This is a genomic window from Neorhizobium fuzhouense, assembly GCF_042611105.1.
Taxonomy (GTDB): Bacteria; Pseudomonadota; Alphaproteobacteria; order Rhizobiales; family Rhizobiaceae; genus Neorhizobium; species Neorhizobium galegae_A.
The window spans coordinates 77,835-95,833 of record NZ_JBHFFP010000007.1; the positions used below are offsets into that span (position 1 = coordinate 77,835).

Sequence of the window (17,999 nt, forward strand, 5' to 3'; positions counted from 1 at the left end):
CCCGATCGACCACGCCGCCATAGCGCCGGATGCTGTTTCGGCAACAGTTCAGGTGCAAAATTTGAACTTGCGCGTCGCAGCCCATTGGCATCGAAGCGTCTTTTCCCTATGTGGAACCCTAACAATCAGAACTCAGAGGACATGAGCGTGACCGCTACCTTCGATAAAGTCGCCGATATCATCGCAGAAACCAGCGAGATCGACCGCGAAACCATTACGCCGGAAAGCCACACGATCGACGATCTTGGCATCGACAGCCTCGACTTCCTCGACATCGTCTTTGCGATCGACAAGGAATTCGGCATCAAGATCCCGCTCGAGCAGTGGACACAGGAAGTCAACGAAGGCAAGGTTTCCACCGAGGAATACTTCGTGCTGAAGAACCTCTGCGCCAAGATCGACGAGTTGAAGGCGGCCAAGGGCTGAAACGCCTTGCCGGCCAAGCCTGATGCTTCTTGAATATTTCCAGATGATCGATCGCGTCGAAGCGGTCGATCTTGAGGCAAAAACGCTGAAGGCGCGCTCCGTCGTGCCCTCGCAAAGCCCTGTCTTCGAAGGCCATTTTCCCGGCATGCCTCTGGTGCCGGGTGTTCTCCTCATCGAGACGATGGCGCAGGCAAGCGGGTTCATGGTGCTGGCGTCGAGCAATTTTGCCGCCATGCCGTTTCTGATGTCCGTCGATGGCGCCAAGATGCGCGCTTTCGTTGAACCCGATGCCGTTCTCGACATCGAGGTGTTTCTGGAGCATGAGGGATCCGGCTACGCGGTCACCAAGGCGAAGATCACCTCTGCGGGCAAGAAGGTCTGCGACGCGCAGCTGAAATTGCGCACCATGCCGTTCGACGAGGTGCCGCTGGCCGATATCGTGCGCAAGCGCGCCGGCGAAGTCGGCCTCATGGATGCGCTGGGCCAGCGATAAGGGCCGGCATAAAAAGGATCGACCTCAAGATGAGCAGTTCAGACAAGGATGTCGTGATCACCGGTGTCGGCATCGTCACCTGTCAGGGCGTCGGCAAGGAGCCGCATGTGGCGCTTCTGACCGGTGCCGCCGTGGCCCGCCCGCCGATCGAGACGGAACGCTTCAAGCCCTATCCCGTCCACCCGATGCCGGAAATCGACTGGTCCGCCCAGATCGCCAAGCGCGGCGACCAGCGCCAGATGGAAAACTGGCAGCGCCTCGGCGTGTTCGCAGCCGGTCTTGCCCTGGATGACGCAGGGCTGAAGGACAATGCCGAAGCCTGCGGCTCGATGGACATGATCGTGGCAGCCGGCGGCGGCGAACGCGACATCAAGGTCGATTCGCTGATCGTCGATGAGGCCCTGAAGCGCAACGACCGCGAACAGCTCTTGAACGAAAAGCTGACGACGGAACTGCGCCCGACGCTGTTTCTCGCGCAGCTGTCGAACCTGATGGCCGGCAATATCTCCATCGTCCACAAGGTCACCGGTTCCTCGCGCACCTTCATGGGCGAAGAGGCCGCCGGTATTTCCGCAGTCGAGACCGCCTATCACCGCATCAAGGCCGGCCAGTCGACCCATTCGCTCGTCGGCGGCGCCTTTGTCGCCGAACGTGCCGATATCATCCTCCTGGTCGAGGGCATCCGCGCCCATGCAACCGGCGACTGGCATCCGCTCTGGTCGCGCGCCATCGAAAACGGCGGCGGCATGATGATGGGCTCCGTCGGCGCCTTCCTCGTCATGGAATCGCGCACCCATGCCGAAACGCGCGGCGCTCACATTTACGCGGTGGTCGATGCGATCGAAGGCGATCGCGGCAGCCGCGAGGACCGTGGGCTCGAAGCCCGGCTTGGCCGCATGTCGAACCTCGCCTCGGATGTGACGCCTGGTGATCTCGTTGTATTTTCCGGCTCGAGCGGCGTTGTGGATCTTGCCGCGCGCGAGCGGGCAGCGCTTGAAGCCGAATTTCCGGGTGCCGCCATTCGCGGCTATGGCGGGGTCACCGGCCATGCCATGGAAGCGCAGTTCCCGCTCGGCCTTGCGCTGGCAGCCCTTGCCCTTGATAACCATGCCCACGTACCGGCTTTCGATACCGATCATGAGCGCCCGATGAGCGGTGGTGCAAGCCATGCCGTCGTCACCACGGTCGGCTATATGCGCGGCGAAGGCCTTGCCGTCCTGTCGGCAAACGGCTGAGGATTTCATCATGACAAGCACAGCTTTCAAGGATCATCTCGGCCGGCCGATTGTCGCCGTCACCGGCATGGGCGTCATCACGTCGCTGGGCCAGGGGCTCACCGATAACTGGGCAGCGCTCACCTCCGGCACCTCCGGCATCCACAAGATCACGCGCTTCCCTACCGATGGTCTTTCCACCCGCATTTGCGGCACGGTGGATTTCATCGAGGTTCCGCACCCCAATTCCGTCGAGCGCTCGTTCGCCTTTGCCCGCGAAACGACGCGCGAGGCTCTGGCGCAGGCCGGGCTCTCCGGTGATTTCGCAGGTCCGCTGTTTCTCGCAGCTCCCCCGGTCGAACCGGAATGGAGTGCCCGCTTCGAGCTTGCCGACCGCGCGCCGTCGGCCAAGACGGAAGGCGATGCGTATGAGCGGTTCCTGGCTGCCATGCGCGAGCGGCCCGATCCGGTGTTTCTGGAAGCCGCGCAGTTCGGCTCGATCTCCGAGCGGCTGTCCGACGTGTTCGGCACACGCGGCCTGCCCGTCACGCTCTCGACGGCCTGTGCTTCGGGCGCCACGGCCATCCAGCTCGGCGTCGAAGCCATTCGCCAAGGCCGGACGGACCGCGCGCTGACGGTTGCAACCGATGGCTCGGTGTCTGCCGAAGCGCTCATCCGCTTCTCGCTTCTGTCTGCGCTGTCCACCCAGAACGATCCGCCGGAAAAGGCATCCAAACCCTTCAGCAAGGATCGCGACGGTTTCGTGATTGCCGAAGGGGCAGCGACACTGGTGCTGGAATCGCTCGAATCGGCCGTCGCCCGCGGCGCCAAGGTGTTGGGCATCCTCAAGGGCTGCGGCGAAAAGGCCGATCATTTCCACCGCACGCGCTCGTCTCCGGATGGCGGTCCGGCGATTGCCACCATTCGTGCAGCGCTTGACGATGCCGGTCTCGATGAAAGCCGCATCGGCTACATCAACGCCCACGGCACCTCGACGCCGGAAAACGACAAGATGGAATATGGCGCCATGCTGTCCGTTTTCGGCGAGCGGCTGAAGGATGGCATTCCGTCTTCCTCCAACAAGTCGATGATCGGCCACACGCTGACGGCGGCCGGTGCGGTCGAAGCGGTCTTTTCGATCCAGACGATGCTGACCGGAACGCTGCCGCCGACGATCAACTACACCAATCCGGATCCGACCATCGTTCTGGATGTCGTGCCGAATGTGAAGCGCGACCAGCAGGTGACGGCGGTGCTGTCCAACTCGTTCGGCTTCGGTGGCCAGAACGCCAGCCTTGTCATGACGGTGGAGCCGGCCTAAACACCGGTTCAGCACCCGGCTCCGGTTCCGGCGCCCACGAAGACCTCAACGCACGCCTCCGGGCGAAGGATAAGAACGCATGCGCGCTTTGCAACTGATCGATGACCGCCGTCTTGAAGCGACCGACATTCCGGAACCGGACGCTCCGGCGCCGGGCGAGGTGACGCTGCGCGTGAAGGCCGTTGCGCTGAACCATATCGACGTCTGGGGCTGGCGCGGCATGGCGTTTGCCAAGCGCAAGATGCCGCTCACCATCGGCGCGGAAGCTTCCGGCGTCGTGGAAGCGATCGGCGCCGGCGTGTCGAGCGTGCTGCCCGGTCAGTTGGTATCGATCTATGGCGCGCGCACCTGCGGTCTGTGCAAGCCCTGCCGTGAAGGCCGCGACAATCTGTGCGAACACGTCGCCGGCGTGCATGGCTTCCATCTTGATGGCTTCGCGCAGGAAAAGATCAACATTCCCGCCCGCCAGCTCGTTCCGGCCCCGCCCGGTGTCGATGCGGTGGCCGCAGCGCTCGCACCGGTGACCTTCGGCACTGTCGAGCACATGCTGTTCGACAATGCGAAGCTCGAGCCCGGCGAAACCATTCTGATCCATGCCGGCGGTTCCGGCATCGGTTCGGCCGCCATCCAGCTCGCCAAGAAGATCGGCTGCACCGTCATCACCACCGTCGGCTCCGACGACAAGATCGAGAAGGCGAAGGCGCTCGGCGCCGATCACGTCATCAACTACCGCAATGACCGGTTCGAAGGCGTCGTGCGCAAGCTGACGAAGAAGAAGGGCGTCGACGTGGTCTTCGAACATGTCGGCAAGGATACCTTTGCCGCGTCGATGTTCAGCCTGAAGCGCGGTGGCCGCCTCGTCACCTGCGGTTCCACCTCGGGTGTGTCGACCGATGTCAACCTGATGATGTTGTTCCAGCAGCAGCTGAAATTGCTTGGCTCCTTCGGCTGCCGCATGGAAAACATGGCAAACGCCATGCAGAAGATGGCGCGCGGCATCGTGCACCCAGTGATCGACACGGAAGTGACCTTCGGCGAAATCGACAAGGCGTTGGAGCGCATGGAGAGCCGTCAGATCTTTGGCAAGATCATCCTCAGGATGGATTGACCCGTTGAAAATGCTCCTGACGAGGATTGTGCTGAAGGCGCGCCATTTCCAGCAATGGCTGGTGGCGCAGCTTGCCTTTTCCTTCCTCAACCTGCTGAAGCTTCTGCCCGCCGATCCGGCCATCCGCTTTGCCGACTGGCTGGTGCGGCGCATCGGGCCGGGCACTGGCCGCCACACGCTGATGCTAACCAATCTCGCCAATGCCTATCCTGAAAAATCGGAGAGCGAGCGCGAGGCAATCGCGCTTGCCAGCTGGGGGCATATGGGGCGGCTTGCGGCCGAATATGTCTTTCTCGACCGCCTGTTCGATTTTGATCCGGAGAGCGAGACGCCCGGCCGCATCGAGGTCTCGGGCATCCCGATTTTTCTGGAGCTTCGCGAAAACCCGCGTCCCTTCATCGTCTTTACCGCCCATACCGGCAATTTCGAGCTCCTGCCGGTTGCCGGCAATGCCTTCGGGCTCAATGTCACGGTGATGTTTCGCCCGCCGAACAATCCGTATATCGCCGAAAAAGTGTTTTCGTTCCGTGCCGCGCGCATGGGAAAACTCGTGCCGTCGCATGCCGGATCCTCCTTTGCGCTGGCGCGCCAGCTGGAGGCGGGCAAGGCCATCGGCGTTCTGGTCGACCAGAAGTTCCAGAAGGGGCTGTCCACGCAATTTTTCGGCCAGCCGGTGCAGACCAATCCGCTCCTTGCCAAGCTCGTGCGCCAGTTCGATTGCGATGTCTATCCCGCCCGCAGCATCCGCCTGCCTGACAATCGCTACCGGCTGGAAATCGAGCCGAAGATCGACGTGCCGCGCAACGACAAAGGCGCCGTCGATGTGCAGGCGCTTGGCCAGCTGCTCAACGACAAGGTTGAAAGCTGGGTGCGCGAACATCCCGAGCAGTGGCTCTGGTATCACGACCGCTGGAATATCAAGCATACGCTGAAGGCCTGACCCTCAGGCGTCTTCGGCAAGGTTTTCCTCTTCGAGGATCTGTTTCAGCCGTGCCAGGTCCGCGGCCACCTGGCGCGCATCTTCCTCGAACTGCTGCGACGACATGCCGGGCAGGCGGGTCAGCAGGAAGATCGCTTCTGCACCATCGCCATTCGGCACGATGCGAAACGCGTTGTGGACCTTGAGGCCCGACGGCATGTGGACCACGTGATCGATGACGCCAAACGGATTTTCCCCCGCAAAGCTGATCCGCACCGTGCCGAGCGGGCCGCCATCGGCCAGCCAGTCGGGACCATCGCGCGTGAGGCCCGCGCCAAGACCCGCCGCCCAGCGCCCGATGTTTTCCGGGCGCGCGGCAAAGGCATAGACCGCGCGCCAGTCGCGCCGAATGCCGATATGGACTGCTTTTGCTTCCATCGGTTCCATGTGCCGGATCCTCCGTCCTGTCTTGCGCGTTAGGTCCTGTGCAGGGGCCGGCGCTTCTCAAGCCGGACTTGTAAAACCCTGCTCAAAATAATGGCTGAATGCCAAGAGCCGCGACGAATTTAATCGGTTTGCGCAGCCTTGGCCTTGCCGTTTATCAGCTGCGGTGCCAAAACAGGCACCCAATCGCAATGGAGATATGTCCGTGGAACAGGCAGAAATCGGCCTAATCGGTCTCGGTGTCATGGGGTCCAACCTCGCCTTGAATATCGCCGAAAAGGGCAACAAAATTGCCGTCTTCAACCGCACGGTTGAGGCGACGCGAAAATTCTATGCCGAAGCCGGCAGTCTTCAGGGTCAGATCATTCCCTGCGAAACCATGGAGGAATTCGTCGCCGCCATTCGCCCGCCGCGCCCGATCATCATCATGATCAAGGCCGGGGATCCGGTGGACCAGCAGATCGAGCTCCTGAAGCCTTATCTGTCGGCCGGCGACATCATGATCGATGCCGGCAATGCCAATTTCCGCGATACGATGCGCCGCTTCGACAATCTGAAGGACAGCCCGCTGACCTTTATCGGCATGGGTGTTTCGGGTGGCGAAGAAGGTGCCCGCCATGGCCCGTCCATCATGGTCGGCGGCACGGAAGACAGCTGGAAGCGCGTCGAAAACGTCCTCACCTCGATCTCCGCCAAGTACAATGGCGAGCCGTGCGTCGCCTGGCTCGGCAATGACGGCGCCGGTCACTTCGTCAAGACCATCCATAACGGCATCGAATATGCCGACATGCAGATGATTGCCGAAATCTACGGCATCCTGCGCGATGGCCTGAAACTGTCGGCGGACGAGATTTCGCAGGTGTTTGGCCGCTGGAACAAGGGGCGCCTCAATTCCTACCTGATCGAGATCACCGAAAAGGTGCTGTCGGCTACCGATCCGATTTCCGGCAAGCCGATGGTCGACGTGATCCTCGACCGTGCCGGCCAGAAGGGCACCGGCAAGTGGTCGGTCATCGAGGCGCAGAACCTCGGCGTTGCCGCAACCGGCATCGAGGCCGCCGTTGCCGGGCGTATCCTGTCGTCGCAGAAGACAGAGCGTGAGGCCGCCGAACAGATCCTCGGCCTGCCGCAGACGGTTGCCATGCCGGGCATCGACGGAATGGCCTTCCTCGACGATCTGGAAAACGCGCTGCTGGCCGCCAAGATCGGCGCCTATGCGCAGGGTTTTGCCGTCATGGCCGCCGCGTCGAAGGAATACGGCTGGAACCTGCCGATGCCGACGATTGCCAAGATCTGGCGCGCCGGCTGCATCATCCGCTCGGAATTCCTGGACGAGATCACCTCTGCCTTCACCAAGGATCCCGATATCGCAAACCTCATCGTAACTCCCGCCTTTGCCGCGCTTGTGAAGGAAACCGACAGCGCGCTGCGTCGCGTCGTCTCGACGGCCGTCATGTCGGGCCTGCCGGTTCCGGCACTGGCCTCGGCGCTGTCCTATTTCGACAGCTACCGTCGTGGCCGCGGCACGGCAAACCTCATCCAGGCACAGCGCGATTTCTTCGGCGCCCATGGGTTCGAGCGCGTCGATGGCGTCGACAAGCCGCATGGGCCCTGGGGCAGCGGCCTCAACGCCTGAGATTTTGATCCTGACACATCGGCCGTGCGCAACAAAACCGTTGCGCACGGCTTTTCCGTCCACGTCTTTCGCGCTGGGCGGACCTGCCATCAATCCGGAGGAGACCGAACATGGCCTGGCAGCCTTCTGAAGACCGCTATTCCAAGATGAAATACAACCGCTGCGGCCGCACGGGGCTGAAGCTTCCGGCGATCTCGCTCGGCCTCTGGCACAATTTCGGTGAGGATACCGAGCACCAGCGCAAGCGTGACATCTGCCGTACGGCTTTCGATCTCGGCATCACCCATTTCGATCTCGCCAACAATTACGGCCCGCCGCCCGGCAGCGCCGAAACCGCCTTCGGCGAAATCCTGAAGACCGATTTTGCCGGTTACCGCGACGAGATGATCATCTCCTCAAAGGCCGGCTACAACATGTGGCCGGGCCCTTACGGTGAATGGGGCAGCCGCAAGTATCTCATTGCCTCCTGCGATCAGAGCCTGAAGCGCATGGGCCTCGACTATGTCGACATCTTCTATTCGCACCGCTTCGATCCGGATACGCCGCTTGAAGAAACCTGCGGCGCGCTCGATCATATCGTGCGCTCCGGCCGGGCACTCTATGTCGGCATCTCGTCCTATAATTCCAAGCGCACCCGGGAAGCGGCCGCGATCCTGAAGGATCTCGGCACGCCCTGCATCATCCACCAGCCGAGCTATTCGATCATCAATCGCTGGGTGGAGGAGGATGGCCTCCTTGATACCCTTGATGATGTCGGGATGGGCTCGATCGTCTTCTCGCCGCTCGCCCAGGGCATGCTGACGTCGAAATATCTCGGCGGCATTCCCGAGGACAGCCGTGCGGCACAGGGCAAGTCGCTGCGTCCGGCCTTCCTCAACGAGCGCAATGTCAACAATCTGCGCGGCCTCAACGCCATTGCCGAAAAGCGCGGCCAGACGCTGGCGCAGATGGCGATCGCCTGGGTGCTGCGCGGTGGCCGCGTAACCTCGGCGCTGATCGGTGCCAGCCGTGCGGAGCAGGTGGTGGATTGCGTCGTCGCGCTCGATCGCCCTGATTTCACCGCCGAAGAACTGGCGGAAATCGAAGTCTTTGCCAAGGATGCCGATATCAATCTCTGGGCAAAATCGGCGGAACGGGAAGGCCCGGCACGCTGACAAAGGCCTGACCGACGTATCATGAACCCGGACTCGTGCCGGGTTTTTTGTCCCATAAATCGGGTGAATATCTCAATGGAAACCTTAAATTCTTCAGCCAAGCCATTTTAATCATTGCGGAATTGTAATGTTGAGGTTCATCTGTCGTTCATCCCCGCAGGGCTAGGTTCAGGGTGTCTAATACAGAAAACAAGGAGACACCCCCATGAAAGTCCTGATTTCCTTTCTGACTGCCGCCACCATTCTGGCCGCCCCGATTGCCCAGGCGCAGGATTATCGCGGCCCTGGCCATGACCGCCATCGCCCCAGCGAGCGCACGGTTGTGATCGAGAAGAAGAAGGTCGTGGTGCAGAAGCATCGCTGGTCGAAGGGCCATAAGCTGACGCGGGCAGAACGCGCACGCCTCGCCAATATCCGCGATTATCGCCAGTACCGTCTGTCGGCGCCGCCGCGCGGTTACCAGTGGGTGCGGGTGGATAACCAGTTCCTGCTGATCGGTGCGGCAAGCGGCATCATTGCGAGCGTCGTGGCTGGTCGCTGAACCCCAACCAATCGATAAAGCGGCTCATGATCTGGAGACCCGGCCTCGCGCCGGGTTTTCGTGTTTTCGCCTTTGCTTCGCCTGGCGCCCCGTCAGTTCTTGCGGCGCAGGGTGATGACCGTCAGTTCCGAGGGAATGCCGAGCCTCAACGCAAAGCCCGGCCAGAGCGCCGTGCCATTGTTGACGTAAAGCTGCATGCCATCGACCTCGTAAAGGCCCGAGACGAAGCCATTGTTGGCGCGGGCGACCACCCGGTCGAGGCCAATCATCATGCCGCCATGCGTGTGGCCGGAAAGCTGCAGGGCGACGCCCGCCTTGGCAGCGGTGGCTGCCAGCATGGGCTGGTGGTCGAGCAGAACGACCGGCGCCTGCGGCGGCGCGCCGCGAAGGGCAGCAGCAAGATCGTGCGGGGGCGCTGCACTGCGGGCGGCCGAAAGGTCGGCCACGCCGGCAAGGGTCAGGGCCGCGTCGCCGCGCCGTATGACGGTATGGTTGTTGGAGAGCATGGAGAAACCGAGGCCGGACAGGTGCTGCATCCAGCGCTCATACTCGAAGAAATACTCGTGATTGCCCGGAATGGCATAGACGCCGTCACGGGCGTCAAGGCCTGCCAGCGGCGCGACGTCCTGCCTTCGGCTCTCGATACTTCCGTCGATGAAATCGCCGGTGACGACGATCAGGTCCGCGCCAAGGGCGTTCGAGCGGGCGACGACGTCTCTCGCCCATCGTTCCGGGAAAAGGCGGCTGATATGCAGGTCTGTCAGCTGCAGAAGGCGGTATCCGTCAAATTCCGCGGGCAGGCCGGCAATCGCGATGTCGATGGTCTTGACCGGCGGCACCCGTACGGCCTGCGACACGCCGAAGGCTGAAAGCGCCAGTGCTGCAAGCCCCAGCGCATAGCGCGCAACAGGCGGCACGGCCGGGAAATGGCCCTTCAGGGCGAGAAGTACCAGCGAGATTGCATCGACTGCCAGCTGGAAGACGGCGAGGAGAACGAGCGCGCCGAAGATGATGTTGAAGGCGATGATCAGCGGGCGCGGAAATTCCGGTGAAAACACCGATCCGGAGGAAAGCCGGCTGATGAAGTGGTATTGCGAAGCAACGAGCAGAACCGCAGCGACGCCAAACTTGACCGACAAAAGCCAGGGCAGGGGCTGGATGAACCGCAGAACGACCACCAGCCAGGGCAGACCGAAAATAAGATGAAACATGAATGACGCCTATGACAACTGCTGCCTGCTACGCAAAGCCGGCGCGCCTGGATTGTCAAAGGCTCATCCAGGCGCGCCGTGCGGTGAGGCGCATGTGGTCACTGCATCGCGCTGTGTCAAACGGCAGGTGACGTTTTATCAGGCCTATCCGTCAGCTCGCCCGGCTCCAGCTGGCAAACGGGTCCGGCAGATCGCGCCAGCGGTCCGGCTTGAATTCGCTGTCCGGCAGAAGGCAGATGTCGAGATGGTTGCGGATCCAGCATTCGTCCATTTGATCGGCACCGATGAAGACGATCTCCTGACGCCGGTCACCCCAGATAGGATCGAGATAGCGGGCAAGGCCGCTCCTGAAGCCCGCATCGTCCGGCCACTGGTCGCGCGGTACTGCATCCCACCAGAGGCCGAGTTTCTGCGTGCGGATGAGGGCACCTGCCTGGGAAATTTCCCCGACGTGATAGGCGCGGGTGGCCAGCCAGAAAAATCCCTTGGCGCGGATGACACCCGGCCAGGACCGGTTGATGAAGTCATGCAGTTTGGCCGGATCGAACGGCCGGCGCGCCCGGTAGACGAAGGAGCGAATGCCGTATTCCTCCGTCTCCGGAACGTGATCGTTAAAGCCGTGCAATTCCTTGAACCAGAGCGGATGGGTTTCTGCCCGGGCGAAATCGAAGAGGCCGGTGCCCAGCACGGAGCCGGATGACACCGCGCCGAAATCCGCCTCGACAATGCGCGCATCGGGGTTGAGACCGGCAATGATCGCGCGGGCTGCCGAGAGCGCCTCGGGCGATGCCGCTGACACCTTGTTCAGCACGACCACATCGGCGAACTCGATCTGCTCCACCAGAAGATCGACGAGCGTGCGGGTGTCGCCTTCGCCTGCAATTTCACCCCGGTCTGAGAGGAAATCGAAAGAGCCATAATCCTTCAGCAGGTTGGCGGCATCCACCACCGTCACCATCGTATCGAGCCGCGCCACATCCGACAGGCTCTTGCCGCTCTCGTCGCGAAACTCGAAGGTGGCCGCCACCGGCAGCGGCTCTGCAATACCGGTCGATTCGATCAGCAGGTAGTCGAAGCGTCTTTGTTCGGCGAGCTGGCGAACCTCCTTCAACAGGTCGTCGCGCAGCGTGCAACAGATGCAGCCATTGGTCATTTCCACCAGCTGTTCCTGCGTGCGCGAGAGGCCGGCGCCACCGTCGCGCACCAGCGCCGCATCGATATTGACCTCGCTCATGTCGTTGACGATGACGGCCACGCGAAGCCCATCGCGGTTGGTGAGGATATGGTTGAGCAGCGTTGTTTTGCCCGCCCCCAGAAAGCCGGAGAGCACGGTCACCGGCAGTCGTTTGTCCGTCGGACGATGATCCATCTGAATTCTCCAATTGTTATAACGTAACATATTGTGTTCTGAAAAAAGGCGGAAAGCCGCCTTTGTCCAGTCGCGGCCGTTTGCGGCTCAGCTGTCGCGAGACAGGCACTCGCTCAGCGCATTGCCAAGGTTGTGCATCAGCTGGAAATAGAGCTCCGGCCCTTCCTTCAGCGAAGCCCCTTCGGGGTCGAGAACGCCAGCGCGGGCCTTGGTGCCCTCGGTCACGACCTTGATCAGTTTCGGCGTGAACTGGGGTTCGGCAAACACGCAGGCCGCCCCAAGCTCGACGAGCTTCTTGTGAATGTCGGAGAGGCGTTCGGCGCCGGGTGCCGTTTCGGGGCTGACCGTGATCGAGCCCGCCACGCGAATGTCGTAGCGGTGCTCGAAATACTGGTAGGCATCGTGGAACACCACGAAGGGCTTGTCTTTCACCGGCTCGACGGTCGCCTTCAGGTCGGCATCCAGAGCATCGATCTTCTTCAGGAGTGCCAGCGTGTTCTTGTTGTAGACGGCGATGTTTTCCGGATCGACGGCAATGAGCTTTGCCTCGATCTCCTTTGCCATCGCCTTGGCATTCATCGGGTCGAGCCACATATGCGTGTCGAAGCCTTCGTGGGAATGCGCGTGGTCATGCTCGGCATGGGCTTCGTGCGTCTCATGCTGATGGGCGTCTTCGCCGGCGTGATCGTCATGCGCTTCGGCATGTTCTGCACCATGATCGCCCGCTTCATGCGCCTCGTGCGCATCGCCGTCGTCATGGGCTTCAAAGGCGCCGCCTTCGCGGAACGGCAGTTTTTGGAGACCCGGCGCATCTCCAAGCGCCACGACGGTTGCCGATTTGCTCAGAGCGTCCAGTGGCTTGTCGAGGAAAGCTTCCATGTTGGGTCCGATCCAGAACACGAGGTCGGCATCCTGGATGGCGCGGGCGTTGGAGGGCTTCATCGTATAGGTGTGCGGCGAGGCTGCCCCTTCCACGATCAGTTTCGGCTCGCCCACGCCCTCCATCACGGCCGCGACGAGCGAATGGATCGGCTTGATCGACACCACCACCTGAGGTGCGGCCATGGCATCGGCCGCGGCAAACAGAGTGGCGGACGCCAACAGGGCTGCGGTTACGGACTTCATGCGGGCGCTCCTTGAATGCGTTCTGTAATGTTATTACATTGGTTGTGTTACGCTATAACGTGTGTAATAGCAGAGGGCAACACCACGGCAGGAAATTTGATGTTGATGCAACCGCAAGCCCGTGAGGGGACGCTCGTTTCGATTGCCAATGGCGGCATTCACCGGCAGGGACGATGGCTGGTGCGCGGCGTCGATCTCACCATTGCACGCGGCGAGATCGTCACCCTGATCGGCCCGAACGGCGCGGGAAAATCGACGACCGCGAAGCTTGCGATCGGCGTGCTGAAGCCCGATGAGGGCACTGTCGTCCGCTCTGGCGGGCTCTCGGTCGGGTATGTGCCGCAGAAACTGTCGATCGACCGGACGATGCCGCTTTCCGTCGAGCGCCTGATGCAGCTCACGGGCCGGCTGAAGGCCGGCAAGCTCATGGCGTCGCTGGAGGCCGTCGGCATACCCCACCTATTGAAGGCAGAGGTGCAGCATCTCTCCGGCGGCGAATTCCAGCGGGCGCTTCTGGCGCGCGCCATGGCCCGCGATCCGGACCTGCTGGTGCTCGATGAGCCGGTGCAGGGCGTCGATTTCGCCGGCGAGACGGCGCTTTACGAACTGATCGGTTCGATCCGCCAGACAACCGGCTGCGGCATTTTGATGATCTCGCATGATCTGCATATGGTCATGGCCGGCACCGATACGGTCGTGTGCCTCAATGGCCATGTCTGCTGCCGGGGAACGCCGGCGGTCGTCAGCCAGAGCGATGATTACCGCCGGCTGTTTGGCAATATCGGCCGCGGCCTTGCCGTCTATAACCACAATCACGATCATACCCATCTGCCGGATGGTCGTGTCCAGCACGGCGATGGTAGCATTACGGATCACTGCCATCCGGGTGACGGTCATCATCACGCGGAAGGCCACGACCACGACCATGGTCACGACCATGGCCACGAGCACGCGCATGAAGATCACGCGCATGACCACGATCATCGCCACGCTCATCCGCATCGGGCTGGGGAGGCGCATCGCCATGCTTGACGATTTTTTCGTGCGCGCGCTTCTGGCCGGCATCGGCCTTGCGCTGACCACCGGCCCGCTCGGTTGCCTGGTCGTGTGGCGGCGCATGGCCTATTTCGGCGATACGATGGCTCATTCGGCCCTGCTCGGCGTGGCGCTGTCGCTGTTTTTCGAGGTGAACCTGCTACTCAGCGTCTTTGCCGTGGCGGTTGGTGTGTCTCTGCTGCTGCTGCTTCTCCAGCGCCGGCAGGCGCTGTCGGCGGATTCGCTTCTTGGCATCCTGTCCCATTCGACGCTCGCCATCGGTCTTGTGCTCGTGGCCTTCATGACCTCGGTGCGCATTGATCTCATCGCCTTCCTGTTCGGCGATATCCTGGCGGTGACACCTGCCGATATCCTGCTGATCTGGCTGGGTGGCGCCTTTGTCCTCGTCTGCCTCGTCTTTTTGTGGCAGCCGCTGATTGCCTCCACCGTCAGCCATGATCTGGCCGAGGCCGAGGGCCAGAATCCGGATCGGGCCCGCCTGCTGTTCATGCTGCTGATGGCGCTCGTCATTGCTATTGCCATGAAGATCGTCGGCATCATGCTGATTACCGCGCTCCTCATCATACCGGCCGCCACCGCGCGCCGCTATTCCGCAAGCCCCGAGGCCATGGCCGTTCTGTCATCCGTCTTGGGCGCGATTGCGGTGATCGGCGGCCTCTTCGGCTCGCTCTATGGCGACACGCCCTCCGGTCCCTCGATCGTGGTGGCGGCCCTTGTTCTTTTCATCCTCAGCCTTTTGCCCGTTGCCGGCAAAGGCCTGGCCTCATCCACGCCCATGACGGGAGATCGCCGATGAACACCGCGCCGAACCTGACCAAAAACCAGTCCCTGGTTTTCGAGGCCCTCAACCGCGCCGATGCACCGATGAGCGCCTATACGATCCTCGACAAGCTGCGCGACAATGGGTTTCGCGCGCCGCTCCAGGTGTACCGGGCGCTCGACAAGCTTCTGGAACTGGGACTGGTGCACCGGCTGGAAAGCCTGAACTCGTTCGTGGCCTGCTCCCACAAGGAGCAGTCCTGCTGCCGCCACCATGGCACGGTGGCCTTTGCCATCTGCGAAAGCTGCGGCCAGGTGAGCGAGTTTCACGATCACGCCATCGATGATCGCTTGGAGGGCTGGGCGCGGCAGAAGGGGTTCAAGGCGGAAAAGACCACGATCGAGCTGCGCGGCCTCTGCAGCGCCTGCGCCGCCTGATTCCCTCAGGCGGCCTCAGCCTGTCCGCAGGTCTGGTTGCGGCCGTTCTCTTTGGCCCGGTAGAGCGCATCGTCGGCCGCCTGGATGAAATCCTCAACGGATGCGCCGGCCACCGGCACGCTGACACTCATCCCGATGCTGACGGTGACCGGTTCCAGGAGCTGGTTTGCGGATAAGGCCGTGGCATGGCTGGAGACAGCCTGATGGATCCGCTCGGCAACCAGCCGGGCGCCCACAGCCTCGCAATCGATCAGCAGAACGGCAAACTCCTCGCCACCCATGCGGGCTGCAAGATCAAGTCCTGTCCGCGTGGTGCTCGCCACCGCACGCGCCACCCATGCCAGGCAGGCATCGCCGGCCGGATGCCCATAGGTGTCGTTATAGCGCTTGAAATGGTCGATATCGATGATCAGCAGCGCCAGCGGCCTTTGTGTTTCGCGCGCCGTCTGCCAGGCATTTTGCAGCGCCTCGTCCAGCCGGCGGCGGTTGGCAATGCCGGTCAGCGTGTCGGTATAGGAATAGGTGTTCAGCGCCTGATTTTCCCGGCGCACCGCCTCATGGCGCACCCTTTCGCGCAACAGCACCAGATAGAGCCGTCTCAGCGCGGTATCCAGCCGCAGCGAGGCCAGAAGCGTGATGGCGCTCGCAACCGCGATGAACACCAGCGCCATGGCCGGTTCGCCGCTGTTCGGTCTGGAGACGATCATGACAAACGCGACGTTGAGGAAAAAGACGCCGAGGTTGCACACAAAGGCGAACATCAGCGGCAGCTGCATCACGATGTTGATCACGACGATCAGCAGTCCCATGCTGAACGCCTGCCGCATCGGCACGCCGCCGCGGATCGCCAGCAGCAGATTGATGACGAGCGCAATGAGGAGGAGGCCTGCGGCCACCATGCCGTCGCGCCTGCGGTGGTTGCGGACATAGCGCGTGCACCAGAACAGAAGCCCGCAGGGGACCGTGCCGACAACGACGCGCAGAAAGAGCGAAATCCAGATGTCTTCCGGCTTGAGGACATAGTCGAGGATGGCGCCGCTGTTGAAGATCAGCAGGCAGAGACCGCCGACAATGGTGGTCTGGCGCCATTTGTTTCGTTCGATATGGGCCTGGTAGACCGTCTCTAGGGGTTCCTCGAAGCGCAGCTTCCACCACGGCTGAACGAGGCTCTTTTCGATCAGCGGGTCAAGGTCGATGTCGTTCGGCAGTTCCGTATCGGCCTCGTCGACGGAGGAGAAAAACATGCTCATAGAGGACGAAGATCCGCGGCAAACCGTTTCCAGTTGGCGGCATAATTCTGCGCCGACAGTTTGAGCTTTGCCACCGCCTCGTCGTCCAGCGTGCGGATGGCCTTGGCCGGTGCCCCGACGATCAGGCTGTTGTCCGGGAACTCCTTGCCTTCGGTCACCAGCGCATTGGCACCGACAAGGCAATTTTTGCCGATCCGGGCGCCGTTCAGAATGGTGGCTCCCATGCCGACCAGACTGTTGTCGCCGATCGTGCAGCCATGGATGATGGCGCCGTGGCCGATCGTGCAGCCCTGGCCGATGGTGGCGGGAAAGCCCCAGTCGGTATGAATGACGGTGTTTTCCTGCACATTGGTGCCGGCGCCGAGCGTGATCCACTCGTTGTCGCCGCGCAGCACGGCGCCGAACCAGATGCCGACATCCTCACCGATCGCGACCTTGCCCATGACATGGGCGCCCGGCGCCACCCAGAAGTGGCCACCGTCGGGAACCGTCGGCTGCTGGTCACCTAGAGCATAAAGCGGCATCTGCTTTCCCCTGCCAAAGCTGCCTGTCAGATCACATCGATTGCGAGGTCGGCCACGCCTTCGACGCCACAGGTGATACGGTCGCCGGCCACGATCGGCCCGACGCCTGCCGGTGTTCCCGTCATGATGATATCACCGGGGGCCAGCGTAAAGAGTTTCGAAAGCTCGCAGATGATTTCCGGCAGCTTCCAGATCATCTGCGCCAGATCGCCCGACTGCTTGCGCTCGCCGTTGACGTCGAGCCAGATCGCGCCCGTCTGCGGGTGGCCGATTGCCTCGGCGGCCACAAGCGGCGACACCGGGGCAGAGCCCTCGAAGGCCTTGGCCGCTTCCCACGGCCGGCTGGCCTTCTTGGCGAGATCCTGCAGGTCGCGGCGGGTGAAATCGATGCCGACGCCGTAGCCCCAGACGCAATCGAAGGCGGCATCGAGCGCGATATCGCGACCGCCCGCCTTCAGCCCCATCACCAATTCCACCTCGAAATGCACGTTGGATGACAAGGGCGGATAGGGGAAGCGGCCGTCGGTCACCAGATTCTGCGGGTTTTTCTGGAAGAAGAAGGGCGGCTCGCGCGACGGGTCGTGGCCCATTTCAATGGCATGATCGGCATAGTTTCGCCCGACGCAGTAAACGCGGCGTACCGGAAAGGCAGCCTGCGATCCCTTGATCGGCAGGAGCACCGGGGCGGGCAGCGGAAAGACGAGGGGCGTGTCTGGCATGCACATGTTCCTTGATCAGAATCCTGAATCATCCGTAAAACAGAGTGAGCGCTTTGTCTTGGGATTTTCGTGGCCCTCTGTTCACATCCGGCGGAGTGTCGCCCGCTTCTGGAACGGGAGAGGTGCAACGCAATCAGCGGCTCGGGCGGATCTGTCGGCTGCGCCCCTTGCTCGCCGGGCGAGTACCCGTCCTGACGCACACGGATGTTCACCGTTTGGTGCAGTTTGCATTTATCAGGTTGCCAAATGGCTCCGGGTGTTTCACCACCATCAGGACGAAGATGGACGCGGA

General features: G+C 62.0%; 19 protein-coding genes. 12 read left to right on the forward strand and 7 right to left on the reverse strand.

Going from position 1 to position 17,999, the window contains the following annotated elements; genetic code table 11:
* Positions 1-141: 141 nt before the first annotated feature.
* The 6 genes from ACEXP3_RS14055 (at position 142) to ACEXP3_RS14080 (ending at position 5,502) form a co-directional block, all read left to right on the forward strand.
* Positions 142-426, forward strand: coding sequence for an acyl carrier protein (locus ACEXP3_RS14055; RefSeq protein WP_210104799.1), 285 nt, complete (start codon positions 142-144; stop codon positions 424-426).
* A 22-nt stretch (positions 427-448) separates the two neighbouring features.
* Positions 449-919 (forward strand): 3-hydroxyacyl-ACP dehydratase FabZ family protein, encoded by a 471-nt coding sequence (locus tag ACEXP3_RS14060; RefSeq protein WP_210104800.1) that lies wholly within the window; start codon positions 449-451, stop codon positions 917-919.
* A gap of 29 nt (positions 920-948) precedes the next feature.
* Positions 949-2,154: a beta-ketoacyl-ACP synthase gene (locus tag ACEXP3_RS14065; RefSeq protein ID WP_377297851.1), complete on the forward strand. Its 1,206-nt coding sequence runs from the start codon at positions 949-951 to the stop codon at positions 2,152-2,154.
* Positions 2,155-2,164: 10 nt separating this feature from the next.
* Positions 2,165-3,454 (forward strand): beta-ketoacyl-ACP synthase, encoded by a 1,290-nt coding sequence (locus ACEXP3_RS14070; RefSeq protein WP_210104802.1) that lies wholly within the window; start codon positions 2,165-2,167, stop codon positions 3,452-3,454.
* Between the two features lie 79 nt (positions 3,455-3,533).
* Positions 3,534-4,562 carry a zinc-binding dehydrogenase gene (locus ACEXP3_RS14075; RefSeq protein ID WP_377297852.1) on the forward strand — a complete coding sequence of 343 codons (1,029 nt, stop codon included), beginning with the start codon at positions 3,534-3,536 and terminating at the stop codon, positions 4,560-4,562.
* A 4-nt stretch (positions 4,563-4,566) separates the two neighbouring features.
* The gene (locus tag ACEXP3_RS14080; RefSeq protein ID WP_377297853.1) at positions 4,567-5,502 is read left to right on the forward strand and encodes a lipid A biosynthesis lauroyl acyltransferase; all 936 of its coding nucleotides are present in this window, start codon (positions 4,567-4,569) and stop codon (positions 5,500-5,502) included.
* A 3-nt stretch (positions 5,503-5,505) separates the two neighbouring features.
* On the opposite strand, the gene ACEXP3_RS14085 is transcribed toward ACEXP3_RS14080, so the two are convergent.
* Positions 5,506-5,928, reverse strand: a complete 423-nt coding sequence (locus ACEXP3_RS14085) for an SRPBCC family protein (protein WP_377297854.1) — start codon at positions 5,926-5,928, stop codon at positions 5,506-5,508.
* Between the two features lie 202 nt (positions 5,929-6,130).
* Between ACEXP3_RS14085 and gnd the strand changes: the two genes are divergently transcribed.
* The 3 genes from gnd (at position 6,131) to ACEXP3_RS14100 (ending at position 9,256) form a co-directional block, all read left to right on the forward strand.
* Positions 6,131-7,561 (forward strand): NADP-dependent phosphogluconate dehydrogenase, encoded by a 1,431-nt coding sequence (gene gnd / locus ACEXP3_RS14090; protein ID WP_377297855.1) that lies wholly within the window; start codon positions 6,131-6,133, stop codon positions 7,559-7,561.
* A 110-nt stretch (positions 7,562-7,671) separates the two neighbouring features.
* A complete protein-coding gene (mgrA, locus tag ACEXP3_RS14095; protein ID WP_377297856.1) occupies positions 7,672-8,715 on the forward strand; it encodes an L-glyceraldehyde 3-phosphate reductase in 1,044 nt (347 codons plus the stop codon).
* Positions 8,716-8,920: 205 nt separating this feature from the next.
* Positions 8,921-9,256, forward strand: coding sequence for an RcnB family protein (locus ACEXP3_RS14100; RefSeq protein WP_377297857.1), 336 nt, complete (start codon positions 8,921-8,923; stop codon positions 9,254-9,256).
* A 92-nt stretch (positions 9,257-9,348) separates the two neighbouring features.
* Here ACEXP3_RS14100 and ACEXP3_RS14105 read toward each other — a convergent pair whose 3' ends face one another.
* The 3 genes from ACEXP3_RS14105 to znuA form a co-directional block, all read right to left on the reverse strand.
* Complete coding sequence (locus ACEXP3_RS14105) at positions 9,349-10,467, reverse strand: metallophosphoesterase (protein ID WP_377297858.1); 1,119 nt, start codon at positions 10,465-10,467, stop codon at positions 9,349-9,351.
* A gap of 151 nt (positions 10,468-10,618) precedes the next feature.
* Entirely contained in the window at positions 10,619-11,836 is a 1,218-nt protein-coding gene (locus tag ACEXP3_RS14110; protein ID WP_377297859.1) for a GTP-binding protein, read from the reverse strand.
* 87 nt (positions 11,837-11,923) lie between these two features.
* The gene (gene znuA, locus ACEXP3_RS14115; RefSeq protein WP_377297860.1) at positions 11,924-12,961 is read right to left on the reverse strand and encodes a zinc ABC transporter substrate-binding protein ZnuA; all 1,038 of its coding nucleotides are present in this window, start codon (positions 12,959-12,961) and stop codon (positions 11,924-11,926) included.
* A gap of 99 nt (positions 12,962-13,060) precedes the next feature.
* Between znuA and ACEXP3_RS14120 the strand changes: the two genes are divergently transcribed.
* The 3 genes from ACEXP3_RS14120 to ACEXP3_RS14130 are packed head-to-tail and all read left to right on the forward strand — an operon-like array spanning position 13,061 to position 15,214.
* On the forward strand, positions 13,061-13,993 hold the full coding sequence (locus ACEXP3_RS14120) for an ATP-binding cassette domain-containing protein (RefSeq protein ID WP_377297861.1): 933 nt from the start codon (positions 13,061-13,063) through the stop codon (positions 13,991-13,993).
* A complete protein-coding gene (locus ACEXP3_RS14125; RefSeq protein ID WP_377297995.1) occupies positions 13,986-14,813 on the forward strand; it encodes a metal ABC transporter permease in 828 nt (275 codons plus the stop codon). Before ACEXP3_RS14120 ends, ACEXP3_RS14125 begins: the two co-directional genes overlap by 8 nt.
* A complete protein-coding gene (locus ACEXP3_RS14130) occupies positions 14,810-15,214 on the forward strand; it encodes a Fur family transcriptional regulator (RefSeq protein ID WP_210104813.1) in 405 nt (134 codons plus the stop codon). The genes ACEXP3_RS14125 and ACEXP3_RS14130 overlap by 4 nt, the downstream gene beginning before the upstream one ends.
* Positions 15,215-15,219: 5 nt before the next feature.
* Here the strand turns inward: ACEXP3_RS14130 and ACEXP3_RS14135 are convergent, their stop codons facing one another.
* Genes ACEXP3_RS14135 through ACEXP3_RS14145 form a run of 3 tightly spaced genes read right to left on the reverse strand, consistent with a single transcriptional unit; the run spans position 15,220 to position 17,713 of the window.
* On the reverse strand, positions 15,220-16,464 hold the full coding sequence (locus tag ACEXP3_RS14135; protein ID WP_377297862.1) for a GGDEF domain-containing protein: 1,245 nt from the start codon (positions 16,462-16,464) through the stop codon (positions 15,220-15,222).
* A complete protein-coding gene (locus ACEXP3_RS14140) occupies positions 16,461-16,988 on the reverse strand; it encodes a gamma carbonic anhydrase family protein (RefSeq protein ID WP_377297863.1) in 528 nt (175 codons plus the stop codon). Before ACEXP3_RS14140 ends, ACEXP3_RS14135 begins: the two co-directional genes overlap by 4 nt.
* Positions 16,989-17,014: 26 nt before the next feature.
* Complete coding sequence (locus tag ACEXP3_RS14145) at positions 17,015-17,713, reverse strand: fumarylacetoacetate hydrolase family protein (protein ID WP_377297864.1); 699 nt, start codon at positions 17,711-17,713, stop codon at positions 17,015-17,017.
* Positions 17,714-17,999 lie beyond the last annotated feature (286 nt).

Bases quoted from the DNA above. Each gene is read 5' to 3' on its own strand.
- ACEXP3_RS14055 (WP_210104799.1), top strand. From the start codon at position 142: ATGAGCGTGACCGCTACCTTCGATAAAGTCGCCGATATCATCGCAGAA.
- ACEXP3_RS14060 (WP_210104800.1), top strand. From the start codon at position 449: ATGCTTCTTGAATATTTCCAGATGATCGATCGCGTCGAAGCGGTCGAT.
- ACEXP3_RS14065 (WP_377297851.1), top strand. From the start codon at position 949: ATGAGCAGTTCAGACAAGGATGTCGTGATCACCGGTGTCGGCATCGTC.
- ACEXP3_RS14070 (WP_210104802.1), top strand. From the start codon at position 2,165: ATGACAAGCACAGCTTTCAAGGATCATCTCGGCCGGCCGATTGTCGCC.
- ACEXP3_RS14075 (WP_377297852.1), top strand. From the start codon at position 3,534: ATGCGCGCTTTGCAACTGATCGATGACCGCCGTCTTGAAGCGACCGAC.
- ACEXP3_RS14085 (WP_377297854.1), bottom strand. From the start codon at position 5,928: ATGGAACCGATGGAAGCAAAAGCAGTCCATATCGGCATTCGGCGCGAC.
- mgrA (WP_377297856.1), top strand. From the start codon at position 7,672: ATGGCCTGGCAGCCTTCTGAAGACCGCTATTCCAAGATGAAATACAAC.
- ACEXP3_RS14100 (WP_377297857.1), top strand. From the start codon at position 8,921: ATGAAAGTCCTGATTTCCTTTCTGACTGCCGCCACCATTCTGGCCGCC.
- ACEXP3_RS14105 (WP_377297858.1), bottom strand. From the start codon at position 10,467: ATGTTTCATCTTATTTTCGGTCTGCCCTGGCTGGTGGTCGTTCTGCGG.
- ACEXP3_RS14110 (WP_377297859.1), bottom strand. From the start codon at position 11,836: ATGGATCATCGTCCGACGGACAAACGACTGCCGGTGACCGTGCTCTCC.
- znuA (WP_377297860.1), bottom strand. From the start codon at position 12,961: ATGAAGTCCGTAACCGCAGCCCTGTTGGCGTCCGCCACTCTGTTTGCC.
- ACEXP3_RS14120 (WP_377297861.1), top strand. From the start codon at position 13,061: ATGTTGATGCAACCGCAAGCCCGTGAGGGGACGCTCGTTTCGATTGCC.
- ACEXP3_RS14125 (WP_377297995.1), top strand. From the start codon at position 13,986: ATGCTTGACGATTTTTTCGTGCGCGCGCTTCTGGCCGGCATCGGCCTT.
- ACEXP3_RS14130 (WP_210104813.1), top strand. From the start codon at position 14,810: ATGAACACCGCGCCGAACCTGACCAAAAACCAGTCCCTGGTTTTCGAG.
- ACEXP3_RS14135 (WP_377297862.1), bottom strand. From the start codon at position 16,464: ATGAGCATGTTTTTCTCCTCCGTCGACGAGGCCGATACGGAACTGCCG.
- ACEXP3_RS14140 (WP_377297863.1), bottom strand. From the start codon at position 16,988: ATGCCGCTTTATGCTCTAGGTGACCAGCAGCCGACGGTTCCCGACGGT.
- ACEXP3_RS14145 (WP_377297864.1), bottom strand. From the start codon at position 17,713: ATGTGCATGCCAGACACGCCCCTCGTCTTTCCGCTGCCCGCCCCGGTG.